27 protein-coding genes are annotated in these 25,868 nt (G+C 73.1%); 9 read left to right on the top strand and 18 right to left on the bottom strand.

Features of this window, described 5'->3' with window-relative positions:
• Positions 1 to 607 (top strand): C40 family peptidase (locus PV341_RS13105; protein WP_500357830.1); only part of this gene is annotated, 607 nt, incomplete at its 5' end.
• Positions 608 to 731: 124 nt separating this feature from the next.
• Entirely contained in the window at positions 732 to 1,460 is a 729-nt protein-coding gene (locus tag PV341_RS13100) for a DinB family protein (RefSeq protein WP_500327432.1), read from the top strand.
• On the opposite strand, the gene PV341_RS13095 is transcribed toward PV341_RS13100, so the two are convergent.
• From PV341_RS13095 to PV341_RS13085, 3 genes are all read right to left on the bottom strand, one after another.
• A complete protein-coding gene (locus tag PV341_RS13095; protein ID WP_500357833.1) occupies positions 1,450 to 1,722 on the bottom strand; it encodes a hypothetical protein in 273 nt (90 codons plus the stop codon). The genes PV341_RS13100 and PV341_RS13095 overlap by 11 nt on opposite strands.
• Positions 1,613 to 1,945, bottom strand: a complete 333-nt coding sequence (locus tag PV341_RS13090) for an SDR family NAD(P)-dependent oxidoreductase (RefSeq protein WP_500328363.1) — start codon at positions 1,943 to 1,945, stop codon at positions 1,613 to 1,615. Before PV341_RS13090 ends, PV341_RS13095 begins: the two co-directional genes overlap by 110 nt.
• Positions 1,946 to 2,009: 64 nt before the next feature.
• Entirely contained in the window at positions 2,010 to 2,276 is a 267-nt protein-coding gene (locus tag PV341_RS13085; RefSeq protein WP_500328361.1) for a hypothetical protein, read from the bottom strand.
• Here PV341_RS13085 and PV341_RS13080 point away from each other — a divergent pair.
• A complete protein-coding gene (locus PV341_RS13080) occupies positions 2,266 to 2,541 on the top strand; it encodes a hypothetical protein (RefSeq protein ID WP_500328359.1) in 276 nt (91 codons plus the stop codon). The two genes, PV341_RS13085 and PV341_RS13080, sit on opposite strands and share 11 nt — an antisense overlap.
• Positions 2,542 to 2,673: 132 nt before the next feature.
• Here PV341_RS13080 and PV341_RS13075 read toward each other — a convergent pair whose 3' ends face one another.
• Entirely contained in the window at positions 2,674 to 3,423 is a 750-nt protein-coding gene (locus PV341_RS13075) for a lysophospholipid acyltransferase family protein (RefSeq protein ID WP_500328357.1), read from the bottom strand.
• Between the two features lie 240 nt (positions 3,424 to 3,663).
• On the bottom strand, positions 3,664 to 3,831 hold the full coding sequence (locus PV341_RS13070) for a hypothetical protein (RefSeq protein WP_500357828.1): 168 nt from the start codon (positions 3,829 to 3,831) through the stop codon (positions 3,664 to 3,666).
• 63 nt (positions 3,832 to 3,894) lie between these two features.
• Here PV341_RS13070 and PV341_RS13065 point away from each other — a divergent pair, with 63 nt between their 5' ends.
• Positions 3,895 to 4,242 (top strand): hypothetical protein, encoded by a 348-nt coding sequence (locus PV341_RS13065; protein WP_500357826.1) that lies wholly within the window; start codon positions 3,895 to 3,897, stop codon positions 4,240 to 4,242.
• A gap of 190 nt (positions 4,243 to 4,432) precedes the next feature.
• Positions 4,433 to 5,941, top strand: coding sequence for an FGGY-family carbohydrate kinase (locus tag PV341_RS13060; RefSeq protein WP_500357824.1), 1,509 nt, complete (start codon positions 4,433 to 4,435; stop codon positions 5,939 to 5,941).
• 23 nt (positions 5,942 to 5,964) lie between these two features.
• Here PV341_RS13060 and PV341_RS13055 read toward each other — a convergent pair whose 3' ends face one another.
• Together PV341_RS13055 and PV341_RS13050 are read right to left on the bottom strand one after the other, a co-directional pair.
• Positions 5,965 to 6,477: a DinB family protein gene (locus PV341_RS13055; protein WP_500328351.1), complete on the bottom strand. Its 513-nt coding sequence runs from the start codon at positions 6,475 to 6,477 to the stop codon at positions 5,965 to 5,967.
• Positions 6,474 to 6,968 carry an SRPBCC domain-containing protein gene (locus PV341_RS13050; protein ID WP_500357822.1) on the bottom strand — a complete coding sequence of 165 codons (495 nt, stop codon included), beginning with the start codon at positions 6,966 to 6,968 and terminating at the stop codon, positions 6,474 to 6,476. Before PV341_RS13050 ends, PV341_RS13055 begins: the two co-directional genes overlap by 4 nt.
• Before the next feature lie 114 nt (positions 6,969 to 7,082).
• On the opposite strand from PV341_RS13050, the gene PV341_RS13045 reads away from it, so the two are divergent.
• Both PV341_RS13045 and PV341_RS13040 read left to right on the top strand, forming a co-directional pair.
• Positions 7,083 to 7,502 carry an SDR family NAD(P)-dependent oxidoreductase gene (locus PV341_RS13045; protein WP_500357820.1) on the top strand — a complete coding sequence of 140 codons (420 nt, stop codon included), beginning with the start codon at positions 7,083 to 7,085 and terminating at the stop codon, positions 7,500 to 7,502.
• 38 nt (positions 7,503 to 7,540) lie between these two features.
• Positions 7,541 to 7,861 carry an SDR family oxidoreductase gene (locus PV341_RS13040; RefSeq protein WP_500357819.1) on the top strand — a complete coding sequence of 107 codons (321 nt, stop codon included), beginning with the start codon at positions 7,541 to 7,543 and terminating at the stop codon, positions 7,859 to 7,861.
• 4 nt (positions 7,862 to 7,865) lie between these two features.
• Here the strand turns inward: PV341_RS13040 and PV341_RS13035 are convergent, their stop codons facing one another.
• The gene (locus PV341_RS13035; RefSeq protein WP_500328348.1) at positions 7,866 to 8,342 is read right to left on the bottom strand and encodes a MarR family winged helix-turn-helix transcriptional regulator; all 477 of its coding nucleotides are present in this window, start codon (positions 8,340 to 8,342) and stop codon (positions 7,866 to 7,868) included.
• 286 nt (positions 8,343 to 8,628) lie between these two features.
• Between PV341_RS13035 and PV341_RS13030 the strand changes: the two genes are divergently transcribed.
• Positions 8,629 to 9,804, top strand: coding sequence for an alpha/beta hydrolase family protein (locus tag PV341_RS13030; protein ID WP_500328347.1), 1,176 nt, complete (start codon positions 8,629 to 8,631; stop codon positions 9,802 to 9,804).
• Between the two features lie 70 nt (positions 9,805 to 9,874).
• Here the strand turns inward: PV341_RS13030 and PV341_RS13025 are convergent, their stop codons facing one another.
• The 5 genes from PV341_RS13025 to PV341_RS13005 all read right to left on the bottom strand — a co-directional run bounded on the left by PV341_RS13025 (position 9,875) and on the right by PV341_RS13005 (position 15,875).
• Entirely contained in the window at positions 9,875 to 10,288 is a 414-nt protein-coding gene (locus PV341_RS13025) for an isochorismatase family protein (protein ID WP_500357831.1), read from the bottom strand.
• Between the two features lie 102 nt (positions 10,289 to 10,390).
• Positions 10,391 to 11,035 (bottom strand): RraA family protein, encoded by a 645-nt coding sequence (locus PV341_RS13020; protein ID WP_500357817.1) that lies wholly within the window; start codon positions 11,033 to 11,035, stop codon positions 10,391 to 10,393.
• Positions 11,036 to 11,082: 47 nt separating this feature from the next.
• Positions 11,083 to 11,559, bottom strand: a complete 477-nt coding sequence (locus PV341_RS13015; protein WP_500328343.1) for a cupin domain-containing protein — start codon at positions 11,557 to 11,559, stop codon at positions 11,083 to 11,085.
• A gap of 233 nt (positions 11,560 to 11,792) precedes the next feature.
• Positions 11,793 to 12,386: a malonic semialdehyde reductase gene (locus PV341_RS13010; protein ID WP_500328371.1), complete on the bottom strand. Its 594-nt coding sequence runs from the start codon at positions 12,384 to 12,386 to the stop codon at positions 11,793 to 11,795.
• A gap of 663 nt (positions 12,387 to 13,049) precedes the next feature.
• Positions 13,050 to 15,875: a helix-turn-helix transcriptional regulator gene (locus PV341_RS13005; protein ID WP_500357815.1), complete on the bottom strand. Its 2,826-nt coding sequence runs from the start codon at positions 15,873 to 15,875 to the stop codon at positions 13,050 to 13,052.
• 159 nt (positions 15,876 to 16,034) lie between these two features.
• Between PV341_RS13005 and PV341_RS13000 the strand changes: the two genes are divergently transcribed.
• Positions 16,035 to 17,549: a 4-hydroxyphenylacetate 3-hydroxylase family protein gene (locus PV341_RS13000; protein ID WP_500328340.1), complete on the top strand. Its 1,515-nt coding sequence runs from the start codon at positions 16,035 to 16,037 to the stop codon at positions 17,547 to 17,549.
• Here PV341_RS13000 and PV341_RS12995 read toward each other — a convergent pair.
• The 5 genes from PV341_RS12995 to PV341_RS12975 form a co-directional block, all read right to left on the bottom strand.
• A complete protein-coding gene (locus PV341_RS12995; RefSeq protein ID WP_500357813.1) occupies positions 17,522 to 19,780 on the bottom strand; it encodes a helix-turn-helix transcriptional regulator in 2,259 nt (752 codons plus the stop codon). The genes PV341_RS13000 and PV341_RS12995 overlap by 28 nt on opposite strands.
• 393 nt (positions 19,781 to 20,173) lie before the next feature.
• Positions 20,174 to 20,653 (bottom strand): flavin reductase family protein, encoded by a 480-nt coding sequence (locus PV341_RS12990; protein ID WP_500357811.1) that lies wholly within the window; start codon positions 20,651 to 20,653, stop codon positions 20,174 to 20,176.
• Positions 20,654 to 20,759: 106 nt separating this feature from the next.
• Positions 20,760 to 23,678 carry an AfsR/SARP family transcriptional regulator gene (locus PV341_RS12985; RefSeq protein WP_500357809.1) on the bottom strand — a complete coding sequence of 973 codons (2,919 nt, stop codon included), beginning with the start codon at positions 23,676 to 23,678 and terminating at the stop codon, positions 20,760 to 20,762.
• On the bottom strand, positions 23,659 to 24,546 hold the full coding sequence (locus PV341_RS12980) for a dioxygenase family protein (protein ID WP_500328335.1): 888 nt from the start codon (positions 24,544 to 24,546) through the stop codon (positions 23,659 to 23,661). The genes PV341_RS12985 and PV341_RS12980 overlap by 20 nt, the downstream gene beginning before the upstream one ends.
• A complete protein-coding gene (locus PV341_RS12975; protein ID WP_500328334.1) occupies positions 24,539 to 25,651 on the bottom strand; it encodes a maleylacetate reductase in 1,113 nt (370 codons plus the stop codon). The genes PV341_RS12980 and PV341_RS12975 overlap by 8 nt, the downstream gene beginning before the upstream one ends.
• Positions 25,652 to 25,868: the final 217 nt, after the last annotated feature.

Below are 25,868 nucleotides of genomic sequence, written 5' to 3'. Positions count from 1 at the left end.
GGCCGAGGCGCTCCAGCAGATCGCGGAGAAGAAGCGCACCCTCAACCAGCAGAAGGCGGAGGCCGCGAGCAAGCTCAACGAGCTCGACGAGACCCGCACCGAACTGGGCAAGAAGAAGAAGGAAGTCCAGGCGAAGCTGGCCGAGGCGCAGAAGCTCCTCAACTCGCTGACCTCCGCCCAGCGTGCGTCCCTCACCGCCGCGGAGAACCGGGCCAACCGCTCCAACGACCGCGTCGACCTGGGCAACGTCCCGCCGGCCTCCTCGCTCGCCGCCGCCGCCCTCGCCGCGGCCAAGACCAGGCTCAACCTGCCGTACGTCTACGGCGCGTCCGGTCCCAATGCCTTCGACTGTTCCGGCCTCACCTCCTGGGCCTACGCCCAGGCCGGCGCACACATACCGCGGCCTTCCCAGTTGCAGGCCAACGCGGGCACGCGCCTGTCGATGAGCCAGCTCGCGCCCGGCGACCTCGTCCTGTTCTACGGCGACCTGCACCACGTCGGCCTCTACGCGGGCAACGGCATGGTCCTGCACGCGCCGCGCACCGGCACGCTCGTGCGCTACGAGTCCATCAACAACATGCCGTTCCAGTTCGGTGTCCGCATCTGAGCGCCGTGCGCCGTGCGCCGAGCGCTGAGGACGCGGGCCGGGAAATCGGTCGCGTCCCGTGAGGTGAGCCGTTAGCTTCGCCTGTGAGCAGCGAGGGAACGCGACCGCGGAGGGAGCCGGACACATGGCGACAGAGGGCGCGCGGACCGGCCGACTGGGCTTGCTGCTCGACCAGTTCGACCACGCCCGGGAGATGGCCCAGGTACGGCTCGAGGGGCTCGGTGACGAGGAGTACCTGTGGGAACCGGTGCCCGGTTGCTGGTCGGTCCGTCGGCGGTGTGAGGCGACGACGCCCAGGGCGTTCGGTCCGGGGGAGTGGGTGCTCGACCTGGGTGCCCCGGACATCCCGGCGAGCGAGTACGCGGAGGTGGCCCGGCAGGCCGCGGGCGGCATGACCGTCGACAAGATCGCCGAGGACTGGAGCGTGAGCGTCGAACGGGTCGCGCAGGTCCTGGCCCACACCGGCCCGCCGGAGCCCGACCGAGTACCGTTCACGACCATCGCGTGGCGCCTGGGGCACCTGCACTTCTGTTTCGCGGGCGGATGGGAGTGGACCTTCGGCGAACGGCGGCACGAGCCCAAGCTGCTCGTCGACTTCACGCCCTCCGCAGCCGTGGCGCTCCAGCGGTTCTGGGCGGTGATCGACCGCTGGCGCGAGAGTGTCGCCACCGTCACCGACGAGCAACTCGACACGATCGGTTTCTCGCAGTACCCGTACGGCTCCGACCCCGACGAGCCGTTCGTCGCCGTGCTCGCGGGCGGCAACCTGGAACTCATCCACCACATGGCCGAGATCGCCCTGCTCCGCGACCTGTGGCAGGCGAAGGGTGCCTCCGGGGCCCTTACCAGTTGATCTTCGCCATCAGGAAGGGATCGTTCTCCGGGGCCTCCTTAGGGGCCCGCAACACCTGCTCGGCGGGCGCGCCGACCGGCACGCGCAGCGCAGGCGCGGGCTGTTCGATCGTGCCGGCCACCGCGGCGGCCACGTCCTCGGGGGTGATGAGCTCACCCCGGAGGGCGGGCAGGGCCGCGTAGAGCGGGGCGTAGGGATCGTCCTCCTTCAGGAACACCTTGGCGCGCTCCCCGCCACCGGAGGAGACGGCGCCGGGCTGCACGATGCTCACCTTGATGCCGAAGTGACCCGCCGGCGTCCTGGACGGCCTGGTCGACGCTCTCCTGATCGGTGACGTCGAGCCGCAGGCGCCGGTCGACGGGGAAGCAGGCCAGTGTCTCCGGGCGGCGTGCGGTGGCGATCACGCGATGGCCCCGAGCCGCCAGCTCGACGGCGATGGCGCGCCCGATGCCTCTGGACGCGCCGGTGATGAGTACGGACGACATGATCGACCTCCTGGTTGCGGTGGGCGATGCGCCACGGCCGGGCGGCCCGCGCGGCACGGGTGGGTCAGGAGTGTCCGACGCGGACGAGGAGCTTGCCCGTGTTCGTGCCGTCGAAGAGCCTGTGGAGGGCTGCCGGGGCCGCGGTCAGCCCCTCGATCACGTGCCCGCGGCTGCGCAGCTCGCCCCGGCGCACCCGGGGCAGGAGGCCGGCCTCGATCTCGTCGAAGCGAGCCTGGTGGTCCATGGAGATGAAGGGCTCAGACCCCACGGCGCCGCCCGCGGCGGTGACGACGACGGTCTCGCCCTTCTTCGGCCGCCCGATGTCGTGCACTCCCAGCTACTCCCCGAACGGAACCAAGCGCCTCATCCGCCATGACCTCGACGGGGGCCTCCTCGACCCCGACGGACGCTGCCAGGAATGCGGTGCGGGCGTCCCGGTCCCGGAAATCCGCATGGAGCCCGGACCGGGCTTCCAGCCTCAGGGGACCGACGACGATCCCGTCTCCAGTGCGATCAACACCCCGCGGCGGCTGCTCGAGCCCATCGTGACGGCGCGCACCACGGCCCGGGGGCGGGGGCGCGACCAGAGCGTGTGACGGCTGGGCCCCGGGCGCCGTCGAATGGCCCGTGGCGGAGAACCCTCCGCCACGGGCCGCGGCACGTCCGACGATCAACTCACCTGTGGGCAGTACCCGTTGCCGCTCCGCGCGGCCCCGCAGCGTCGCGGGTCACTTGCCGCGCTCGCGCGCGGCGCGGCGCACGCTGTGGCGTTCGGCGGGGGGCTGCTCGGCGCGGATGTCGGCGAGGAGCGCGGTGATGGCGGTCATGATGTCCTCCGTGGCGTCCTTCAGAACGCCCGGCGTGAGCTCCTTGCCGTGGTGGCGGCTGAGGTCGACCGGGGGTCCCGCCACGACGTGCACGGTCTGGCGGGGCACCAGCCACACCCGGCGGTTGCCGCGTCCCCCGCGCGCGTAAGGCGGTGCGATCCGGTGCGCGCCCCACTGGGCGACCGGGATGACGGGCGCGCCGGTCGTCAGCGCGATGCGTGCCGCACCGGTCTTGGCGGCCATCGGCCACAGCTGCGGGTCGCGGGTGACGGTGCCCTCCGGGTAGACCGCGACGCACTCTCCCTTGTTGACGGCGGCGATCGCGTCCCGGAGCGCCAGCGCGGCGTCGGCCGTTCCGCGGTGGACGGGGATCTGGCCGGTCTTGCGCAGCACCGTGCCGACGAAGGGGATGGTGAAGAGGGACGCCTTGGCCAGAAGCCGGGGCGGCCGACCGCTGTTGTACTGGAAGTGCCCGTAGGTGAGCGGGTCGAAGTACGAGATGTGGTTGACGGCGGTGATGAAACCGCCCTCGGCGGGTATGTGTTCGTGCCCGCGCCACCGGTGCCTGACGAGGACGAACAGCACGGGTTTCGCGATGGCCGCGGCCAGCCGGTACCAGAAGCCGTAGGGGTTGTGTGATCTGCCGGACACCCCGGTTCCTCCCTCACATGCGCGGCGCTGACCGGCCGCTCGTTCCTGTTTTCCCCGGTGCGTGGCAGACCGGTGGCGTGTCAGGCGTCCTCGTCGGCTCACCGTTCGCCGGGAGCGCCTGCACGTCCGACAATTTACTTGATCAGGCAAGAGCCTAATGGGTGTGTGGTGCAACGATCAACTTGCCTCCCGGCTGCCGCTCCCGGCCGTGGCCTGCCGCCTGTCGCCTGGATCGCGGCGTCAGCCGCCCGGAAGGCCGACGGCGTCCGGTGTGCGGCCGGCGAGCCAGGCGGCGATCCGCCCCTTGAACTCGCGGATGACGTAGGGGCTGTCGTCGAGCGCCATCATGGCGAAGCCGGAATGGCCCGCGTGGACGCCGAGGAACGCCGATGCCGCGCCCATTCCCATGACGTCCCAGCGTTCCAGGAGCCGGACCCGGGCCCAGACCGCCGGCGCGACGTGGCTGCCGCTGTGCTGTTTCCGCAGGGCGGCCTGGCGCGTTCGGGCGCCCTGCGGAAGCTGGACGAGGAATTCGCGGCGATGGTCGAAGAGTCCCGAGGCGACGGCGAGGTCGTACCCGTCCTCGTTGAGCCGCTCGACGAGCCGTGGGTGTCGTACGGGTGGCAGAAGCTGCCGTCCACGTCCTCGGTCGCGTATCCGTGGACGAACGGCATCGTGCCGTCCGGCACGGCGTTCGGGATCACCTCGAGGCCGGCCCGCCGCAGCGGCCGGTACACCTTGCGGTCGCGCTCCCGGATGCCCATCGGCGCCTGTTCTACCAGGCCCGCGGCGCTCCGTCACCCGACTTACCGGAGCTGACGGGCGGAGGCGGCCGGCCGGGCGGCCGGTCCACGCGCGCCGGCAACGGCCGCCTGGTCTTCTGCCGTGACGAGGGCAGCATGAACCGCTGGAACGATTGAATGCGGGGCCGGCGGCGAATGATGCGCGTCCGCCCACAGCAGGACCGCGTTCTCGGTGTCACGGCCCACCCGTGTGGTGACATGCAGGTATGGCCTTCCTCGGTGTCGACGTCGGCACATCCAGCAGCAAGGGCGTCCTGGTCGACGCATCGGGCACGGTGATCGCGACCGCCGTGCGCACGCACACCGTCTCCCGCCCGAGACCAGGACACGTCGAGATGGACCCCGATGTGTGGTGGCGGGAGTTCTGCGACATCACCCGCGACCTCCTGTCCGGCGGTACGCGCGTGGATGCGGTCGGCGTCAGCGGCATGGGCCCGTGCGTCGCTCTGGCCGACGCCGCGAACCGGCCGCTGCGTCCGGCCGTCCTGTACGGCGTGGACACGCGGGCCGTCGCGCAGATCGCCCGGCTCGACGCCGAACTCGGCCGCGGGGCCGTCCTCGACCGGTGCGGCAGCGTGCTGTCCACACAGGCGGTGGGGCCGAAGGTGGCCTGGGTGGCCGAGCACGAGCCCGAGGTGTTCCGCGCGGCACGGCGGCTGTTCATGCCGGCCTCCTTCCTCGCCCACCGGCTCACCGGCGCCTACGTGCTCGACCACCACTCGGCAAGCCAGTCGGTCCCCTTCTACGACACCCGGGCGCAGGAGTGGTACTGCCCCTGGGTGGACGCGGTGTGGCCGCACGCGGAACTGCCCGAGCTGCGCTGGCCCGGTGACCAGGCCGGCACGGTGACGGCCGGGGCGGCAGCGGCAACCGGGCTCCCGCCGGGGACACCCGTCCTGACCGGGACGATCGACGCCTGGGCCGAGGCCGTCAGCGTCGACGCGACCGGACCGGGCGACCTGATGCTCATGTACGGCACGACGATGTTCCTCATCGCCACCGTCACCGCGCAGCTGCGCGTGCCCGAACTGTGGAGCACCGTCGGCGCCTTCCCGGGCACGCGCTCCCTCGCCGCCGGGATGGCCACCTCCGGTGCGGTCACCGAGTGGCTGTGCGGCCTGTTCGGCTCACCCGGCCGCGCGGACCTGCTGGCGGAGGCCGCGGCCAGCGGCGTCGGCGCGCGCGGGCTCGCGATGCTCCCGTACTTCGCCGGTGAGCGGACGCCGATCGCCGACCCCGACGCTCGCGGGGTGATCGCCGGTCTGACCGTCGAGCACACCCGCGGCGACCTGTACCGGGCCGCGCTGGAGGCCACCGCTCACGGCGTGCGCCACAACGTCGAGGCCATGCGCCGGGCGGGCGCCGACATCGAGCGGGTCGTCGCGGTCGGCGGGGGCACGCAGGGCAGGCTCTGGACGCAGATCGTCTCCGACGTCACCGGGCTGCCCCAGGACATTCCCACCGTCACCGTCGGAGCCGCCTACGGGGCCGCCCGGCTCGCCGCCCAATGGGACGGTGGAACGGCCACCGCGACGTGGAACCCCGTCCAGGAGCAGTGCGTACCGGACCCGGCCACGGAGACTGCGTACGACAGGCTGCACAGCCTCTACCGGGGCCTGTACCCGGCGACCCGCGACACGGTCCACGCCCTCGCCCGCCTCCAGCGTGACGCCGCGGGAATCGCGGGCGCCGGGCCCGACCCCTCGGCTTCCTGACGAGCCGTCACACCCCGCTGCGGTCAGTCACGGGCGTAGGGGTCGCCGCCGAGCCAGGTCGTGCCGTCGATCAGTTCGCGGGCGGCGTCCAAGTGGCCGCTGTGACAGGCGACCTCGGTGAGCACGTGGATCAGGATGTGGCGCACGTCGGGCAGCCGCCAGTCGGGCCAGATCTCCTCGGGCCAGGCGGCAGGCGGCTGTTCGAGTGCCGTGGAAGCCAGGACGGCGTCCGCGCGCTCGACGGCCGTCCGGTAGTCGGCGAAGACCTCCTCGGCACTCATCGTCTCGGGCACGGACCAGTGTGCCTGCGCCCCCGCCGTGAGCTGCCGGGCCACAGCCGGCTCGCCCGCGATGACGCCGGGGAACCAGAAGCGTTCGACGTCCAGGGTCAGATGCCGCACCAGGGCCAGGCAGCTCCAGCCGCTGGGCAGTACGGGCCGGCGCAGATCGTCCTCCGAGAGGCCGGCGAGGATCCCGAGGACATGCTGCCGCTGCCGGTCCAGGCCGCCCTTGAGGGCGTCGAATTCGGCGGTCACCGGACGGCGCACAGTTCGGCGAGGCGTTCCAGGGTGCTTGCCATCTGGCTCTGCCACCAGGCGCGCCCGTTGACCACTTCCGTGCGCTTGTCCTCCGGCATGCGCGAACCATCGAAGATCTCGGTCACGATCGTCGCCCCGGCGCCGTTCGGGCGTAGATCGAAGATCCATCGGTGCCCCCACACCGCACCAGGCGCGGCGACGTCCGGATGCCCGCGGCCGGGTCGCGGCTCCCAGCCGATGCGGCGGTCCGGCTCGTACTCGACGACGTGGTTGTTCATTTCGTAGTCACCGTGACGCTCGTGGTGCATCCGCATCACGAAGACGTCTCCGACGCCCGAAACGGGGGCGTCGGTGGCGGCACCGCGCAGCATCCCCGAGCCGTCGAACGCAGAGTGTTGTCCCGGGTCCGCCAGGATCCGGAAGATGTCCCCCGCCGGGGTCCCGAAGAGCCGGGACACCGTCACGGTCTCGCCTGTTGTGCTCGTCATCCACGCGCCTCCGTCAGCCGCACACCGCAATCCCGACTCCGGGCGGATGCTACGCCGGGGGTACGACAACGCTGGGAGTTCCACCTTCCGGCCCGACCGGCCAGGGGAGTGATCGTGTACGCACGTTTCGCAGAGAAGGTCATCCTGATCACCGGGGCCACCTCGGGCATGGGCTGGGCGACGGCGGAGCGCGTCGCGGGCGAGGGCGCGAAGCTCGTCCTCGCGGCACGCGGCCGGGAGGTCGGTGAGGCGCTGGCGGCCGACATCAAGGCCGCCGGAGGCGAGGCGACCTTCGTACCCACCGACGTGACCGTGGAGGCCGACGTGGAGGAGGCGGTCGGGCAGGCGCTGGGCCTGTACGGCAGGCTCGACGGCGCGTTCAACAACGCGGGCGCCCCCACCGCCGACGGCAGGGTCACCGAGGTCGACAGCGGGGCCTGGCACGCGGACCTGGAGCTGAACCTCACCAGCGTCTTCTACGCCCTGAAGTACGAGATACCCGCGCTCCAGGCGAGCGGCGGGGGCGCGACCTGAAGAACGCCTCCGTCTGCGGCGTCGCCGCGTGCCCGCACATGGCCCCCTACAACGCGGCCAAGCACGGCGTCATCGGGCTCACCCAGTCGGCGGCGCCGGACGCGGCCGCGGCCGGCGTCCGGGTCAACGCCCTGGTCACCGGCGGTGTCGACACGCCCTTGTCGCGCGCTCTCGCGCAGGCCGACCCGGACCTGACGCCGGAGGACTCCTGGCGCTCGGCCGAAGCGATGCATCCGCTCGGGCGGATGGCCCGGGCGGAGGAGATCGCCGCGTTCGCGGCGTTCCTGCTGAGCGACGAGACCGGGTTCATCACCGGAGCCGCGCTCGCGATATACGGCGGGATGACCGCCCGCCTGTAGACGGTCAGTCTCCGGCCGCCGGACGCCGCCGCCGGGGCGTCGTGGCCTCGTCGAAGCGTTCGGTCTGGAGTGCGGTGATCCGCCGGAACGCGTCCTTGAAGCGTGCGTACTCCTGCTTGCCGATCTCCTCGGCGTGGCGCTCCTCGATGGCGGCCATGATGGCGTCGGACTTGCGCATCTGGTCGCGTCCCAGGGCGGTGGGCACGATCAGTTTCGCGCGCCTGTCGCTGGGGTCCGGGCGGCGCTCCACGTAGTCCAGGGCTTCGAGTTCGTCGATCAGATTGCCGATGACCTGTTTGTGGGCCCCGGACAGCCGGGACAGTTCCGTCGCCCGGCTGCCCTCTTCGTCGATGTACCCCAGCACCGCGCCGTGCTGGGGGCGCAGCTCGGGATGGCCCTGTTCGGCGAGCTTCTCGAAGAGTTCCTTCTGGACCGAGAAGAGCAGGCGTGCGGACATGATCCCGATGTCGGGATCCGTCACCTTCCGTTCACTGCGCCGCACGGCCGGCCACCCCTTTGCGTCTGGAGTCCCTCACTACGGTCGATCGTAGTGTGGCGGCCTCGCCGGGTGCCCGCTGTGCATCCGGGGCGCACCGCCCGTGTGTTCACCGCGGTGGATGACCACGCGCATGACGCCCGGCCCTCCGTCCGGCCTCCGCTCTCGCTTGCCGCCGTCCCCGGGGACACCTAAGGTGAATAGTCAAGATCAGTGACTATCAAGTTTGCTCACTAATCGTGTTCCGTGCATCACCCGTCAGGAGCTGAGGATGTCTGTGATCGAGCTGACGACGTTCGTCGTCGCACCGGACAGGACGTCGGACATGCTGTCGGCGCGCTCCGGCATGCTGTCGGCGTTCCGCAAGGACCGCAGGGGCTTCATCGGCGCACGCCTGGTGCGCGTCGCCGACGACACCTGGCTGGACGTCGTCGAATGGGCGGACGCCCTGGCCTTCGACGAGTCGCGCGCGAAGGGGGGCAACCTCCCCGAGATCGCCGCGTTCTTCGCCACGATCGACCGGCTCGTCAGCGCCGACAGCGGGGTGCGCTACGACGACGCGGCCGATGGCTCCCGAGCGGTACGGACCGTCGCCTACGGACCCGAGCCGTCCCAGGTCGGAGAGCTCTACCTCCCCGAGGGCGAGGGGCCCTTCCCCGTCGTGGTCCTGGTGCACGGCGGATGGTGGACGGCCATGTTCGACCGCCGGCAGGTCGTACCGCTGGCCGAGGACCTCGTGGCACGCGGCTACGCCGTCTGGAACGTGGAGTACCGCAGGATCGGCGAACCCGGCGGCGGGTGGCCGGGGACGTTCGACGACATGGCGGCGGCCGTGGACGCCGTCGCCCACCTCGACCCGGCGGTCGACGCGGGCCGCGTTCTGGTGGTCGGACACTCGGCGGGCGGGCACCTGGCCACATGGGTCGCGCACCGCTCCGCCCTGCCGGACGGCGTTCCCGGCGCGCATCCCCGGGTCAAGCCCGTCGCAGTGGTGTCGCTGGCCGGCGTGCTGGACCTGGTCCACGCCGACTCGGTGGCACTCGGCAACGGCATGACGGACTCCGATGCCGACGTCCCGCCCAACGCGCCGCCGCCGTCCCGCGCCGACGTGTGGCCTGCGGTGGCCGCTCAGGCCGGGGACGGCATCGCCCGGCTGCTGCTCGGAGGGAGCGTCGCGGAACACGCCGACCGGTACGCGGTCGCTTCCCCCGTCGAACTCGCCGACGGCGGGGTCCCGGTCCTGGTCGTCCACGGCTCGGCCGACGAGGTGATCCCGCCGGCCTACGCGCAGACCTACGCGCAAGCCGCCACGGCCAAGGGAGCGGACGTCACACTCGCGATCTCACCCGGAGCGGACCACTTCGACGTGATCGACCCGGACGGGCACGCCTGGGGCGTGGCCCGTACCTGGCTGGACGAGCGGCTGCGGCAGCAGACCGGCGAGTAGCCGAGGCGGCACGCGTCATCCCGGTGCCGGGGCCGATGGCGGTCCCGGCGCCGGGACAAGGCACGCGGCGCTACGCGCCGTACGCGGCGGAGATCTGCCCGACGAGCACGGCGAACGGCATGTCGAGGGCCGCGTACACCTCGGCGGCCTTGGCCGAGGCGTTGTCGCCGAGGATCTCGACCATCAGCGTGGCGTAGTCGCTGACGATGACACCCGCCTGCTGGAGCCGGATGAGGCCGGCCTCCCGCTTGGCGCCGGAGAACGTCCCGGACGCGTCGAGCGCGACGTAGGTGTCGTAGCCCTCCGCGGCGGCCGCGATGGCGGGCAGCGTCGCGCACACCTCCAATGAGATGCCCGAGAAGATGAGCTTGCCGCGTCCGGTGGACGTGATGCGCTCACGTACCCGGTCGTCGTGCCAGGCGTTGACCGTGCTGCGGTCGATGACCTTGGCCCCGTCGGGCAGCACTTCGGCCAGTTCGCCGATCAGCGGACCCCACAGGCTGTCCGCGGACGAGGTGACGAGGAGCGATGTGTCGCGTCGTCGTGTGTCGTGTCGTGGGCCTGCGGCCGCCGGGAACCTGGGCCGCTACCGGGGCGGGCGTTCGTCCAGGAGCCGGGCGACGGACTCGGCGTCCTCGGCTTCGACCTTGGCCGCCTCCTGGAACACCCGCTCCAGGCTGGCCTGAGGGATGACCACGGCTCCCGCCGCGTCGGCGAAGACGTAATCACCGGGAGTGATGCACACCCCCGCGACTTCGACGGCGACGCCGGCCGCGTACGGCATGACGACGTCGCCGCCCCAGCGTGTCGCCTCGCCCCGGCACCATGACGCGAAGCCGTGGTCGCGCAGTTGGGCGAAGTCCCGCAGCCTGCCGTCCGCCAGCACACCGGCGAGCTGGTGACGCTTGACCCGGGACAGTTTCGTGCCGCCACCGTGCGAGACGTCCGGGTACCCGCCGCTGGACAGCACGAGGACCTTCCCGGCCGGGTCGTCGCCGACCGCCTGGTCGAAGAGTTCACCGAAGCCGGTCCCGGCCTGTGGCAGATCGTCGCGGTAGGGCAGGTACGCGATGGTGGCGGCCGGACCGAACAGCGTCCTGGAGGCAACGGGGCTCGACAGGGCGAGGATGTGCGCGCGATGGCTGTGGACGCGGCCCATCGCGTCCACCAGCGTGGCGCAGCCCAGCCGTGCCGCCCTGGCCGCGTAATCCGCGTCGTCATGGCTGCTCATGCTTCTCCTCCGAGCGTGCCGCGGCGGTGCCGACCGCAACCGACGTCCTAGCTCGACGGATCGTCGACCTTGATCGCATCCCCCGTGTTGCCGATGAAGACGACCAGCAACTGCGCGGGCTCCGTTCGGCTGGCGTTCTCCGACAGCACGTGGTGGGCGCCCGGCGGCTCGACCCAGTACTCACCCTTGCGGTAGGTGTGAACCGGCTCTCCGGCGAGCTGGCTGCGCACCGTGCCCTTGAGGACGTAGGCGTAGACGAAGGCATCCCCGTGCCGATGCGGGGGCGTGCTCCCATCGGGCGGGTAGTCGACGACCGCCGAGGTGAACGTCTTGCCCTTGACGTTCGGGAGAGCCTGCTCGAGCAGGACGGACAGCTTGTCGGTCGGCCGCATGGACGTTGCCGGAGCGACGACGGCGGCCGGCGCCTCGCCGGCGCCGTCCTTCGCCGCGGGGGCGCATGCGGCGACAGCCGCCATGGTGAGGCCGAAAGCGAGAATGCCACGACGGAACGCCATCGGGGTCATGGCGGCTCTCCTATTCCTGTTCGAATTCTGCGATGTGCGGCGCGCAATACGAAGGGCTCCGGAATGCGAATCCGCTGCGGCAGCCGGCCCATCGAGGATCCTAAAGCGGAATCGGCTCCTCCGCCTGGTCTGCTGTCGAATGCCGATCGGGTGGAATCCGGCCCGCGCGAAATGGCTCAAGCCCCCGGGAGCGGCCCCGGGGGCTTGAGCGCGGCCATCCTCGCTGTCCGGCGTCAGACGGTGCTGACCACCTCGTCGTAGGCCAGTCGCGGGCTGCGCGCGAACCACGCGTCCGTGCCCGGGTTGCCGATGTTGACGACGGCGAGGACGGAGTGGTCGCCGTCGGGGAAGAACTCCTTGTTGATCGCGTCGGCGTCGAAGCCGGTCATCGGGCCGGCGGCGAGCCCGGCGGCGCGGACGCCGACGATGAAGTAGCCCACCTGCAGGGCGGCGTTCAGGGCGGCCGACCGCTCGCGGACCGCGCGCTCGGCGAAGAACACGTCCTTGGCCTGCGGGAAGTGCGGGAAGACGGCGGGCAGTTCCTGGTGGAACTCGTTGTCGGCGGCGAGCAGGGCGACCAGCGGCGCGGTCGCGGTCTTCTTCTTGTTGCCCTCGGCCAGGTGCTGCACAAGGCGTGCGCGGGCGTCCTCGGAGCGGACCAGGATCACCCTCAGCGGCTGCTGGTTCATGGAGGTCGGGCCGTACTTGACCAGGTCGTAGATGTCCTGGACCTGCTCGTCGGTGACCGGGGCGTCGGTGAAGGTATTGGCGGTGCGGGCCTCACGGAAGAGCAGGTCCTGTGCGGCGGGGTCGAGTACGAGCGTCATGGCGGTTCCTCGGGTCGGTACGGTCGGTACGGTCGGTCCGGGTGACGGGGGTGAGGGGCGCCGTACGGTCCTGGCCCACCAGAACTGGGCGCCCGCGCCGAGCAGGTACACGCCGGTGGCGGTGGCCCCCACCAGGCCCCACAGCAGGGGGCCGGACAGGACGTGCGCCAGCAGTGCGCTGAGCACGGCGCCGAGGGCGACCGTGGCCAGGTGCAGTGCGGCCCAGACGGGGCCGGCCGGTGGTGCCGTGCGCGCCAGGGGACGCCCGAGGCCGCCGTGGGCGGCGGCCCCCACCGCGACGTAGGTGAGCGTGGCGCCGGTGAGCAGCGCCAGCACCTCCGCGGCGGACGGTGCGTCCCGTGCGGACGCGGTCACGGCGGTGGCCGTCCACAGGGCCAGGGTGTAGCCGTGGGGTGCCGCGCCGGCCGCCACGATGCCCTGGAGAGAGCCGCGGTATCCGCGCGCGGTCGTCATGGTCCCTCACTCCCGGAACTGAGTGGGGCGGCCACCGGACCGGAGGCCTGCCCCGCCACCAGCATCGGGAGGAGGGCCATGGGCGGGCATCGCCCATTCAAGGGATCTTGGCGGCCCGCGCGGTGAGGCCGCGATCAGGCCGCGATCAGGCCGCGGTCAGGCGGCGGTCAGGCGGCGGTCAGGCGGCGGTCAGGTCCGGTCGGCGCCCGCGCCGGTCCGTTCCACCGCCAACCGGGTCAGTTCCACGCGGGTGTTGATGCCGAGCTTGGTGAAGACGTGCTTCAGGTGGGTGTTGACCGTGTGGACGGACAGGTAGAGGCGGTCGGCGATGGCCCGGTTCGTGAGTCCCTCCGCGACGAGGGGCACCACCTTCAGCTCGGACTCGGTCAGGCTGTCCCAGCCGGAGGTGGCGGCCGCGCGGCGGGTCATACCGGAGGCGCGTACGCCGAGGTCCCGCAGGAGGCGGCGGACGCGCTCGCTGTCGTGGAGGGCCCCGGTCGCGGCGGCGAGCCGCGCGGCCTCCTCCAGCGACGCGACCGCCGCATCGGTACGGCCGTGCGCGGCCAGGAGGGTGCCCAGGTCCTCGTGGGCCGCGGCCAACGCCGGGAGGCGGCCCCCGAGACGGTGATCTGCGACGGCTGCCTGCAGTGCCGCGGCGTCGTCGAGAAGGAGCCCGTCGATGTGGTCCCGTACGGCCAGGACGACGTCCTGACCGCCGTTCTCCTCGGCCACGGCGCGCACGACCGTGGCCACCGCCTCGGCCGTCGCCCGGTCGCCACCGCGCAGTGCCGTACGCGCCAGGGCCGGCCAATGGCCGGGGGGCAGACAGAGCAGCCAGGCCGTACGGTCACCCGTGTGGAAGAAGGCGCCGAGTGCCTCGGCCGCCGCCGCGCCATGGCCCTGGGCCTGCAGGAGGCGGGCGTGGGCGAGCGCCGTCCACGGGCCGTACGGGGTGCCGTCGGGTGCGGCCGCGGTCGCGGCCCGCAGATGCGCACCGGCCTGGGCGAGGTCACCGCGCGCGGTGTCGACCAGGGCCAGGACGGCGCGGACCAGGGGCACCGCGCGGGCCGTCTCCAGCTCCGCGGCTACGGTGAGGCAGGCTTCGGCCTCCACGGCCGCGTCGTCCAGGGCACCGCCTTCCAGCAGGGCGATGGCCCGGCAGGCGTGCCAGTGGGGCAGTGACCAGCCCAGGCCGAGGGATTCGGCAGAGCGCTGGCCCTCGCGCAGTACCCGCGGGGCGTCCTCCAGCCAGTCGGTGGACAGCATGACGATGGCCAGCCACAGGGCCGGGATGCGGGGCGGCCGCAACCGCAGGCCGTCGGCGGTCGTGGCGGCCCGTCCGGAGGCGTTCTCGGCGAGTTCGAGGGCGCGGTCCAGGTGGCCGCGGTAGAAGGCGGTCTGCGACTGGAAGACCATGGCGCTGACGACGACGGCCGGGTCGGCGCTGCGGTACGCCGCCTCGACCAGCCCGGTGTCCGTCTCCTCCGCGGCCGCGATCTCGCGGCGGTGGATGTGGGCGGTCGCCTTGGCCTTGAGCAGCCGGACGCGCAGGTCCTGCGGGAGGTCGGGCAGCTCCAGGGCCCGCCGCAGATGGCTCATCGCGGCCGCGTCGTCGCCCGCCGCCTGGTGGATCTCGCCGCCGACCAGCCGGAGTGCGGCCTCCTGGGCGGGTTGCAGCCCGTCGGAGATGGTGGCGTCGACCAGTTCGAGGGCCTCGTTGACCCGCCGGGTCCAGCCGAGCAGTTCGGCCGCGTGGGTGAGCAGTTCGACGCGCCGCGGGTCGTGGGCCGGCAGCAGGTCCGCCGCCTGGCGTGCGAGGTCGGCGGCGGATCCGGGGACGGTCCGCGACAGCTCCCGGACGGCGGTGGTCAGGGTGTGCACGGACGCGTCGTCGATGGTGCCGCCGGCGAGGACGAGGTGCCAGGCGATCTCCGCCCGGTCGCCGCTGCCGTCGCGCAGGGCGTCGGCGGCCTCCCGGTGCAGGGCCACGCGCACGGGCAGCGGGAGGTCGTCGTGGACGGCCTGCCGGATCAGGTCGTGCCGGAAGGCGAACCGGCGGCCCGCGCTGACCAGCAGTTGTGCGCCCAGGACGCTGTCCACGGCGGACAGCAGCCCGCCGACGGGCCTGCCGAGCATCCGGGCGACGACGCCGAGGTCGAACGCGCGGCCCAGCACCGAGCCGATCTGCAGCAGATGCCGTGCGTCCTCGGGCAGCCGGTCCAGCCGCTCCCGGACGCTCCGCCGGAATCCGGCGGGCATCTCCTGGGTCAGGGGGGTCGCGGTGCCGCCGTGGATGCCGACGGCGTCGGCGTCGCGCAGCGAGCGCAGGAGTTCGATCGCCAGGAAGGGGTTGCCCGCGCTGCCGTCCAGCAGCCGGGACAGGGCGGGGGTGGGCGCCGCCCCGAGGACGTCCGCCGCCAGCTGCCGCAGCGCCGCGGGCGGGAGCGGCCCGAGGGTCAGCCCGCGCGCCCCCCGGTCGCGCAGCGTACGGCTCATCCGGGTGACGTCGGACCGCTCGGTGCCGGAACGTACGGCGATCACCCACAGGACCCGGGAGGCCGCCAGCCGCCCGGGCAGCGTCCGCAGGGCGAACAAGGTGGCCGGGTCCGCCCATTGCGCGTCGTCGACGAGGACCGCCACCGGGGCGCGCTGGGCGCGGTCCTCCAGGGCGTCGGTGATGCCGTCCAGCAGCCACAGCCGCCGGTCGCCGGTGGCCTCGGGGGCCCGGCCGGCGCCGGCGGCGGGGCCGTGCACCGCGGCGTGCAGCGCGGCCAGCGGGGCGTATTGGTCGAGCTCGTCGGCCCGTACCCACAGGACGTCGAACCCGGCCGCGCCCGCCAGCTCTCCCAGGCGGGTCAGCAGTCCGCTCTTGCCGGTGCCGGACGCGCCCTCCACGAGGACGCACGCGCCCTCCCCGCGGAGCACCCCGTCAAGGGCCGCGCGCAGGGCGGCGATCTCGTCGTCGCGGCCCCTCAGGCGGGGGGAGTGCGTCGTCCGGGAGACCGCATCGTGCATGCCGCAATCGTGCCGCACGGGACCGGGCCTCCTCAATGCCGGAGGGCCTGTGACCGGCGGTTTCACCCGGGGTGATGTGCCGCGGCGGGGCGCGCTCTCACCCCGTCGGGGCGCAGGCTGCGTTCCGTCCAGATCCCGTGTCCCGGAAAGGAGCACGACGTGCGTACAGGCAAGGAATACCTGGCGGCACTCGACGACGGCCGGAAGGTGTGGGTGGGTGACGAGCTCGTCGACAACGTCGCCACGCACCCGAAGACCAGGGCGTACGCCCGGCGGATCGCCGAGTTCTACGACCTGCACCACCGCCCGGACCTCCAGGACGTCATGACGTTCGTGGACGAGGACGGGGTCCGCCGGTCCATGACGTGGTTCCAGCACCGCAGCAAGGACGACCTGAAGCGCAAGCGGCGCTACATCGAGACCGTGCTGCACGAGCTGGGCGGCGGCGCCACCCCGCGCACCCCCGACGTCAACAACTACGTCCTGCTGACCTACGTCGACGACCCCGAGCCCTGGAGCAGCCAGGCGGTGGGGACCGACGGCCGGGACCTCACCGCGGGGATCCTCGACTTCTGGCGGCAGGCGCGGGACGGCGACCTCAACACGACGCCGGCGTTCGTGGACCCGCAGACCGACCGTTCCCGGGAGTCCGCGCAGGCGGAATCGCCCGCGCTGAAGGTCGTGGCCACCTCCGACGAGGGCATCACCGTGCGGGGCGTCAAGGCCATCGGCACGGGCGCGGCCTTCGGCGACTGGATCCACATCGGCGTGTTCTACCGCCCGGGCATCCAGCCGGAGCAGGTCATCTTCGGCGCGGTCCCGCCCAACGCGCCCGGCGTCACCATCATCTGCCGGGAGAGCAACGTCCGCGACGGCGAGGACGTCGAGCACCCGCTCGCCTCGCAGGGCGACGAGCTCGACAGCGTCATCCTCTTCGAGGACGTGCTGATCCCCTGGGACCGGGTGTTCCACATCGGCAACCCCCAGCACGCCGCGCTGTACCCGCAGCGCGTCTTCGACTGGCTGCACTACCAGGCGCTCGTGCGGCAGATGGTGCGCGCCGAGCTGATGCTCGGACTGACCCTGCTGATCACCGAGCACATCGGCACCTACCAACTGCCCCCGGTGCAGGCGCGCATCTCGCAGTTCGCCGGGTTCCACCAGACGCTGAAGGCCCATGTGCTCGCCTGCGAGGACGAGGGCTTCACCACCCCGGGCGGCCTGTACAAGCCGAACGTCCTGATGTTCGACTACGGCAGGGCGTACTACCTGGAGAACATCGCCCGCATGGTCAACGAGGTGATCGACCTGGCCGGGCGCGCCTCGCTGATCTTCCCCACCGAGGGGCAGTGGCAGCGCCCGGAGCTGCGGCCCTGGCTGGAGGCACTGCAGACCGGCCCGGTCGGCAGGCCGCACGACCGGCTGAAGATCAGCCGGGTGATCCGCGACCTGTTCCTGTCCGACTGGGGCGACCGCATCAGCACCTTCGAGAACTTCAACGGCACGCCGCTGCTGGCGATCCGCACGCTCACCATGAAGCGCGCCGAGCTGTCCCCGAGCGGGCCCATCGCCGACCTCGCCCGGAAGGTGTGCGGCATCGACGGTCCCGCGGAGGAGAAGGACACCGCGTACACGGCCCAGGCGGACTACGCCCGCCGGCAGGACGCCTCGTAGGAGGTGCCGGGCCCGGGATGCAGCACGCCGCACTCCCGGGCCCGGGCCACCGCGCCGCTGCGGCTGTGCGCGTCGAGCTTCCGGAACAGGGAACTGACCTGGGTCTTCACGGTGTTGCGGGACACGTGCAGCTCGGCGGCGATCTCCCGCAGCGTCAGCGGACCGCACAAGGCGCGCAGGATCCGGCGTTCCCCGGGGGACAGGTCCTGCGCTCGCGGTACTGCACCTGCACCTGCTGCTGCGGGCCCGGGCCGTGCCGTGCCAAGGCGCGCGAGCAGACCGCCCAGCACCTCAGGAACGGCACCGCCCTCCTCGGGCACGGACACGGGGACGGCGCCGCGAACGCCGCGCGGCAGACCCGAGGCGACGACACCGGCCAGCGCCCACAAGTGCGGCTCGCCGCCGTGGACGGTCGCCGTCATCGCCCGCGCCGCGCCGGACAGGGCCTCGGCGGCGTCGGTACGGGCGAGGTCCTCCAACAGCAGTCCCGCATGGCACAGATGGGCGGGCGCCGCGGCGAAGTGGCCGGTCAGACCCTCGGCACGGGCCGTGTCCAGCGCCTGCTCCACCAAGGTGCGCGCCCGTTCCCGGTTCCCGTCCAGATACGCGCACAGGGCCCGCGAGCCCAGGGCGCGGACGAGGACCAGCGAGTGCCGGGCGCCGTGCGCGTCGCGGACCGCCTCGGCCAGGTGGGCGTCCGCCTCCTGCGTACGCCCCTGCCACAGCAGCGCGGTGCCCTGGGCGACGCAGGCCAGCGCCCGCCAGGCGGTCAGCGCGGCGGGACGGCGGACATCCGCCCCGTCGAGCCGGACCTGGGCGGCGCTCTCCCCCCGCAGACAGCGGACGAGAGCCTGGGCAACGGCCGCCGCCTGCGCCACCGTTCCCCCTTCCCCCACGGTGCCCGGCCCGCACGGCCGGGCCTTCGCCACGTCGAGCCACCGCTCCGCCGCCTCGGGATCGCCCTCGCACAGCGCCGTCATCGCCGCCACGACACACAGCCGGGCGTCGGCGCGGACCGCGCGGGCCGGCAGCATGCGCAGCCACCGTGCGACGTCCGCGGTCCGGCCCGCGGCCAGGGTCTCCTCCCAGGCCTGAAGGACGGCCGTCAGCGCGCCCGGGATGTCGCCGGCCTCCACGAAGTGCCGTACGGCGGGCGTCGTCCGACGCCGCTCGCCGTACCAGTGCCCGGCCGCGTGGTGCAGCGCCGCGGCCCCACCTGGCTGCTCGGTGGCCAGGACCCCGGCCAGCAGTGCGCGCAACGCCGGGTGGTGCCGGTAGGCCCCCGGAGCCGTACCCGAGGGCACGAGCAGTTGCACGGTCCGCGCGAGGTCGCGCAGCAGCACTCCGGCGCGGTCGCTGCCCGTGACGGCACGACAGGACTCCGGGCTCAGTTCGTCCAGGACGCTGGTGCGCAGCAGGAAGGCGCGCTGCTCGGTGGTGAGCCGGTCCAGGACCTCGGTGCCGAGGTAGTCGGCGACCGCGCGGGCGCCGTCGACGGCAGGCCCGCCGGGACGGGCACCGGCCGCGTCCCCGGCGCGCGTGCGCCCCAGCATGCACAGGCCCGCCGCCCATCCCTCGGTCAGGTGGTACAGCTCGCGCACCCTCCGCTCGTCCACCGGGCCGGCGGAGCGGCACGCCAGCAGGGCGGCCGCCTCGTCAGGGGTGAAACGCAGCTCGTCCGCCGTGAGGTCGGCGGCGAGCCCCCGGGCGCGCAGCGCCGGCACCGGCGCCCCGGGGAGGTGGCGGGTGGCCAGCACGGCCCGCATGCCCGCGGGAAGCGCGGTCAGGAAGTCCCCCAGGCAGCGCAGGGCCGCCTGGTCGGTGAGCCACTCCACCCCGTCCAGCACCAGGGTGAGCGGCGATCCGCCCGCCGGCGCAGCCAGGATGCGGGGCAGCAGGTCCTCGACCCAGGCCTCCAGCGTCCATGCCCCGGCGGGCGGGGGAGTGGGCAGCCCCGGCCGGAACGGGCGCAGCGCAGCGAGGACCCCGGCCCACAGCCGCGCCGGGGTGTTGTCGTACGCGTCCAGCTCCAGCCACGCCACCTGGCCGTCACGGGCCTGGAGGGCACGGGCCCAGTCGGCGAGCAGCACGCTCTTCCCGGCGCCCGGCGGCGCCGAGACGACGACCACGGGCTCCACCGCGGCGTCCAGACGACGCAGCAGCCGCGGCCGCGGCACGAACTGCCGTGGCCGCGCGGGCGGGTGGAGCTTGTACTCGGCAATGGTGTTCACCAGGTTCCTCCGAGGATGCCCCGTCCTGCGGACCGGCGAGGCATCGGTCCCCTGCGGAGCAGGGCAGGAAACGAGGTATCGCGCCCAGGGCGAAAGACCGGCGGGTAGTGCGTGTGTCGTGCTGAGCGAGAACCAGGCCAGCGCGACGGCGCGTTGCGAGAACCAAGCACGAGCCACCTCAGCTTTGGCATACACAACCGGGCGGGTTCCGTCCCGGCTGGTGTTGAGGGAGTAAGACCTTGCGGGTCGCTGACCCGCGGGGCTTCCTGAGCCAGGAATCCCCTTGCGTCAGCACGGGGAGGGTTCAAGGAGCCTCCCACCGGGCCGTAGGGGCCCCGGTGCCCGGCGGGCACGACACGGCACCGGGCACCGGGGGGACTGTCACGACAGGGCCTAGCTCAGGACGCCGAAGCCGCCCGCGAAGTACAGCAGCGGACGGGCCTGCGCCTTGTGCTCGAAGTGCCGGACGTCGCCGACGAAGATGGTGTGGTCGCCGCCGGGCAGCGCCTGGGAGACGTCGCAGACCATCCTGGCGATCGCGTCCTTGAGCACCGGCACGCCGTGGTCCTCGTCGACGCTCACGCCCGCGAAGCGGTCCTTCACCGGAGCGGAGAAGGTGCGGGCCAGGTGCTCGCAGTCCTCGCCCAGGACGTTGACGGCGAAACGGCCGTGCTCGGAGATCGCGGTGCGGGTGAACAGGTGGTTGCCGATGCACACGATCAGCTGCAGCGGGTCCAGCGACAGTGCGGAGACCGCACTGGCCGTCATGCCCACGGGGGCGCTTGCGGTCCGGGTGGTGATGACGCTGACCCCGGTGGCCAGGCGTCCCATCGTGGCGCGGAAGGCGACGGTCATGTCGAGGGTTTCAGTCATGGGAGACCTCCGGGAAGGAGTGTGCCGAGCCCTGGTGGACGTGGTGAACTGTGCGCCGCCGCCTGTTAATAGGAGGGAAACCGCACTGTGGCCGGGGGTTCACGGCTCATCGGCGCAGCCGCTCGACCAGGCGTCTCATCTCTTCCGACGGGCGCACGCCGAGATCGGCCATGGCCCGCAGGTAACCCCGGTACAGCTCGATGAGTTCGTCGTCGTCCCCGGCCGCCTCGGCGCCGGCCAGCGCCAGCCGCCAGGCCTGCTCGCGGTACGGATCACGTTCCAGCGCCGCTCCCGCCAGCTCCCGTGTCTCACGGATCCGGCCCAGGCGCAGGGCGACGGCGCCGGCGTCGACCTGCGCCTGGATGAGCGCGGCCGCCAGTTCCTCGCGCCGGGCGTCCAGCCACGGCGTGGACACGCCCTCGAAGTACGGGCCGCGCCCCGCGGTCCGCAGTGCCTGCAGGAGGGTGTGGAGCCGGTGCTCGCCGTCCTGCCTGCCGGCCTCGGCCAGCAGCCGCCGGAAGGCTCCCGAGGAGCCCGTCGCGGACGCCTCGGGCGTCAGCCGGTAGACGTCGCCGTCCTGCAGGAGCGCCAGCCCATCCGGCAGCACCTCCCGCAGCCGGTACACCGCCTGCCTCAGGTAACTGCGCCCCGCGGCGTCGCTCCGGCCGGGGAACAGGGCGCTCAGCAAGATAGGGCGCCGCGCGGTCGCGGCGGGCCTGGCCAGCAGGAACGCCAGCAGTTCGGTGCTCTTGGCCAGACGCGGCTGGGCCTCCCGCCCGTCCGCGGACAGCCGGACCGCCCCAAACTCCTCGAGGACCAGACGCGGTGCGACGGGAGCACTGAGCGCCGGGCCGGAGGACCGCGCCGCCACCAACTCGTGCCAGGGTGAGGAGTGCGAGGGCTCGGCGTCGGCCCTGCGCACGGCGACCGCCGGCATGTCGTCCAGCGCCTGCAGCAGCAGATGACGGCCGCCCTGGGCGGCGGACACCCCCAGGGCCAGGTCGGCCGCGGCGTCCGCGGCCTCCACGTCACCGGCCCGCCACATCGCCTCGCTCAAGTAGACGGCCGCGGTCGGCAGTTCCAGCAGCCGGTCGCCCGCGGTCATGGCGGCGACCGCGTCGGCCAGCGGGCGGACCGCCTCCTGGTCCCGGCCCGCCAGGAGCAGTTGCAGGCCGCGCCACGTGCCGGACAGTTCCCCGGTGAAGGCGTAGCGGGCGCTGCCCCGAAGTCCGGCCGCGGTCAGCGCCCGGGCGGCCCGCGCCAGGTCGCGGTCGAGCCGCAGCGCCAGTTTGGCCTCCAGCAGCAGGCTGAGGATCTCGTACACGCGTGAGCCGGTCGCGGCGATGGCCGGGCGTCCGGCCGCCAGCGCGGCCCAGGCCTCCTCGCGCCGGCCGAGGTCGGCCATCAGCTCCACGTCGTCGATGGCGGTCAGCCACACCGGCCGGGGTCCGTCCCCGAGGGACGCGTACATCTCGCCGGCCTGGGAGATGCGGCCGGTCGCGCGGAGCGCGGCGACGGTCCACGGGGCGCCGGTCGCCCGGCGCCAGGCACCGGGCGGGGCGGGATCGTCCTGGAGCTCGGCGAGCCGTCCGCCCATGTAGGCGATCCGCATCAGCATGACCTCGACCGGGCCCGCGGCGTCGGCCCGCAGGTCCGGGAGCGGGGTGAGGGGGCCGCCGTCCGCCAGCGACATCAGCGCGGCGGCGATGTCGCGGTGGCGGCCGGGGGGCATCACCTGCAGCATCCGCCGGGCCTCTTCGAGCCTGCCCGCGTGCCAGAAGCACCACACCAGCAGCGTCAGGTCCTCGCTGCCGCCGGGCTGGTCGGGCAGCCGGCCCCACCAGGACCGTCCGTGGTGGTCGGCCAGCCGCAGCCCGCGCCAGCACTGCTCACGGCCGAACGCGACGCGCAGCGCGGCGGACGCGATCCCCGGGGCGGGCGGCCCGGGCACCGGCCGCATCCGGTCGAGCCAGCTCTCCGCCGTGGCCAGGTCCAGCCGCTCCAGGATGCCGGGCAGGACCTGTTCTGCGGCGCGCCGGGCCGCCGCCGACTCCCCGGCCATCAGCAGCTCGGTGACGGCGTCCTCGTGACGGCCCGCCGTCTCCAGCAACGCGGCGTGCCGGCGTCTCAGCTCGCGCCGGGCGCCCTCCTCCATGGCGTCGGCGCGTTTGCGCAGGTACTGACGGAACCGTGGCAGCGCCCGCATGGTGCCGTCGCGGGACCAGGTCAGCGGCAGCCGGCGGTGGCGCAGGGAGGCCATGACCCGGTCCGTCCCGTACAGCCCCAGCGCGTTGGCGGACTCGGCGGTCACCTCGTCCAGCACGCTGGTCGCCACGAGCAGTGCCGTCTCGTCCTCGGTGAGTTGCCGCAGCAGGTCGGCGGAGAGCAGGTCGAGCCTGCCCGCCGCGGCCGCGGGGTCCGTGGCCCACCAGTCGTGCAGGACCCCGGTGACCCAGCCCCCGGTGGCCCGCACCCGCAACTGCGCCTGGCCGTCCTGCCCGGTGGGTCGCAGGGCGCGGGCCGCCTCGGAGACGTCGAAGGCGAGGTCGGTGTCGTCGAGGAACGCCACGCGATGGACGTCTGCGAGCCCTCCGATGCCCTGGGGCGGCTCCGTGCGCGTGACGAGCACCAGCCGGAGCCCCCGCGGCGGTTCCACGACGAGTGCGGTGAGCGCCTCCTCGGCCATGGCCCGCCCTGCGACGTGCTCCAGCCCGTCGACCACGAGCAAGGGCGGCCCCGCGCCGCCGGCGGACACGGCCTCCGTCAGACGGCCGCGGAGGACCTCACCGGCGCCGTCCCCGGTGGGGAGGCCGCCCAGGGGTATCCAGGCGGCCGGGCCCGGCAGGGCCCGTGCCGCCTGGAGCACCGCGGTGGTCTTGCCCGACCCGGCGGAGGCCGCGACGACCAGCACCGGATGTCCCGCCAGCGCCTGAAGGACACGGCGGGTCACCCGCGGCCGGGGCACGACGTGCGCCGGCAGGTCCGGCAGGGCCGGGCGCCGCCCGTCAGGAAGGCCGGGGGTCATGAGCCGACCGTCCCGGCTCGAGCACGAAGGTGTGACGGAGCAGGGTGTACGGCTGGTCGGTCCGCGTGCCGTACGGACCGGTGCCGGCCGGGTGGTTCGCGTACTGCGTCACCAGCGACTGCTTGACGCCGAAGACCGGGTCCTGGTCGAGGTACAGGTCGTCGGAGGGGAACAGCATCGTGGTCACGCGCTGGAACCCCTCGGCGGCGATCATGACGTGCAGATGCGCCGGCCGCATCACGGACCGGCCGGTGGCCCGCATCATCTCGCCCACCGGACCGTCGTCGGGGATGGGGTAGCTCGACGGGCGGATCGAGCGGAAGCGGAAGCGCCCCTCGCCGTCGGTGCGCAGCAGGGCCCGCATGGCCGGGTCGGACAGGCCGGGGACGTCCACGTCGTAGTGGCCGTCCGCGTCGCTGTGCCAGACGTCGATCCCGGCGTTCGCGACCGGCGCGCCGTGGTCGTCGGTCACCACCCCCTCGAAGAACAAGGGCGTGCCCGGCAGCCCCTCGGAGATGTCGGCGCCGTCGGCCGCCTGCGGGCGGTCGTCACGGAAGAAGGGACCGAGGACGCTGTTCTGCGTCGATCCCTCCGCCCGCCGGTTGCCGAGCGCGTCGACCAGCATCGTGATCCCCAGCACGTCGGACAGCAGGATGAACTCCTGCCGCGTGGGGGTGCACTTCTGCCCCGTACGCGTGAGGAAGTCCACGCCGCGCGCCCACTCCTGCTCGGTCAGACCGGTCTCACGGACGAAGTCGTGCGCATGCCTGACCAGGCACTCGAGGATCTCGGCGAGGCGGTCGTCCTTCGCGTCGCGGACCGTGGCGACGACGGCCTCGGTGATGGTGGAATCGGTGAGGTCACGCATGACGGGCTCCCGTCGGGTCGGAGGAATGGTCGTCGGCGGCCCGGTGGGGCGGTTCGCCCGCCCAGGCCCGTTGCAGGAGGTCGCGTACGGCGTCCCGCCGTACCGGGCGCGGGTTCCAGTAGCCGTCCCGGACGATCAGGTCGGCGGCCTCGCCGATGCCCGACTCGGGCATGCCGAGGTCACGCAGCGCCCGGGGCGCGCCGATGTCGCCCGCGAAGTCGAAGACCGCCGTCGCGGGATCGAGGTCGGCGCCGGGCAGCGCCCGGCCGATCCGGGCCATGGCCGCCTCGGCCGCCGGGGCGTTGTACGCGATGACGTGGGGCAGCACGACGGCGTGGGTCTCCGCGTGCGGCAGACCGAAGGAGCCGCCCAGGACATGGCACACCTTGTGGTGCAGGGCCATGCCGACGGTGCCCAGACAGGTCCCTGCCAGCCACGCCCCGTACAGCGCGGCGGCGCGCGCCTCGGTGTCCGCGGGATCCCGAAGGATCGCCGGCAGGGCCGTGGCCAGGGCGTCCAGGGCCTCACCGGCGGTGAGGAAGGCGAGCGGGTCGCCGTCCTGGGCGTACAGCGCCTCCACGGCGTGCGCCATGGCGTTGAGCCCGCTGACCGCGGCGACGTGCGGGGGCAGGGTCAAGGTGAGGTCGACGTCGTACACGACCGTGTCGAGCAGGATCTCCGGCAGCCGCCGGGTGGTCTTCACACCACCCTGGGTCTCGCCCAGGATCGGGGTCATCTCCGAACCCGCGTAGGTGGTGGGAAGGGCGAGCTGCGGCAGCCCGGTGCGCAGCGCGACGGCCTTGCCGAGGCCGATGGTCGAGCCGCCGCCCACGGCGAGCAGGCAGTCCGCGCCGGCCGCGCGGGCCGCGTCGACCGCCTTCTCGGTGACGGGCACGGGCGTGTGCGCGGCCGCCTGGCCGAACACCCCGGCGGCGAGCGGGCCGAGGAGCTCGCTCACCTCCCGGGCCTGGTCGGTCTGCCCGGGGGTGCACAGCACGAGGGCCCGGCCGCGCCCCAGCGCCCTGACCTCGTCGGCGAGCCCCTTGCGCGTTCCGCTGCCGAAGACCACTTTCGTGATCTGTCCTCTATGCACGAACGACTTCATAGTTGCCCCTTGCACATTCTTTACCGGAAATGGAGTCTCATCGGCCGCGCGGTGATGCGTCAATGAATGTTTCGCGCGATCGCGCGCGCACGGCGCCGATTACCCCATTCACGCGACGAACGGCCGGCTCCCTGGATCCGGGGACAGGAACGGATATCACCCATACTGGTGATGCGCGCGGCGTGCGGGCCGCCCACGGAGGAGGGCAGCGGAAACA

This window comes from Streptomyces sp. PA03-1a (genome assembly GCF_033792805.1).
Lineage (GTDB): Bacteria > Actinomycetota > Actinomycetes > Streptomycetales > Streptomycetaceae > Actinacidiphila.
Note: the sequence above shows the minus strand (reverse complement) of the source record. Positions and strands in the feature narration are given on the sequence as shown.

What these genes read in the sequence shown, in the direction of transcription:
- PV341_RS13100 (WP_500327432.1), top strand. Translation starts at nt 732, where the DNA reads ATGGCGACAGAGGGCGCGCGGACCGGCCGACTGGGCTTGCTGCTCGAC.
- PV341_RS13090 (WP_500328363.1), bottom strand. Translation starts at nt 1,945, where the DNA reads ATGTCGTCCGTACTCATCACCGGCGCGTCCAGAGGCATCGGGCGCGCC.
- PV341_RS13080 (WP_500328359.1), top strand. Translation starts at nt 2,266, where the DNA reads ATGTCGTGCACTCCCAGCTACTCCCCGAACGGAACCAAGCGCCTCATC.
- PV341_RS13070 (WP_500357828.1), bottom strand. Translation starts at nt 3,831, where the DNA reads ATGGGAATGGGCGCGGCATCGGCGTTCCTCGGCGTCCACGCGGGCCAT.
- PV341_RS13060 (WP_500357824.1), top strand. Translation starts at nt 4,433, where the DNA reads ATGGCCTTCCTCGGTGTCGACGTCGGCACATCCAGCAGCAAGGGCGTC.
- PV341_RS13050 (WP_500357822.1), bottom strand. Translation starts at nt 6,968, where the DNA reads ATGACGAGCACAACAGGCGAGACCGTGACGGTGTCCCGGCTCTTCGGG.
- PV341_RS13040 (WP_500357819.1), top strand. Translation starts at nt 7,541, where the DNA reads ATGGCCCCCTACAACGCGGCCAAGCACGGCGTCATCGGGCTCACCCAG.
- PV341_RS13030 (WP_500328347.1), top strand. Translation starts at nt 8,629, where the DNA reads ATGTCTGTGATCGAGCTGACGACGTTCGTCGTCGCACCGGACAGGACG.
- PV341_RS13020 (WP_500357817.1), bottom strand. Translation starts at nt 11,035, where the DNA reads ATGAGCAGCCATGACGACGCGGATTACGCGGCCAGGGCGGCACGGCTG.
- PV341_RS13015 (WP_500328343.1), bottom strand. Translation starts at nt 11,559, where the DNA reads ATGACCCCGATGGCGTTCCGTCGTGGCATTCTCGCTTTCGGCCTCACC.
- PV341_RS13010 (WP_500328371.1), bottom strand. Translation starts at nt 12,386, where the DNA reads ATGACGCTCGTACTCGACCCCGCCGCACAGGACCTGCTCTTCCGTGAG.
- PV341_RS13005 (WP_500357815.1), bottom strand. Translation starts at nt 15,875, where the DNA reads ATGCACGATGCGGTCTCCCGGACGACGCACTCCCCCCGCCTGAGGGGC.
- PV341_RS12990 (WP_500357811.1), bottom strand. Translation starts at nt 20,653, where the DNA reads ATGACTGAAACCCTCGACATGACCGTCGCCTTCCGCGCCACGATGGGA.
- PV341_RS12985 (WP_500357809.1), bottom strand. Translation starts at nt 23,678, where the DNA reads ATGACCCCCGGCCTTCCTGACGGGCGGCGCCCGGCCCTGCCGGACCTG.
- PV341_RS12980 (WP_500328335.1), bottom strand. Translation starts at nt 24,546, where the DNA reads ATGCGTGACCTCACCGATTCCACCATCACCGAGGCCGTCGTCGCCACG.
- PV341_RS12975 (WP_500328334.1), bottom strand. Translation starts at nt 25,651, where the DNA reads ATGAAGTCGTTCGTGCATAGAGGACAGATCACGAAAGTGGTCTTCGGC.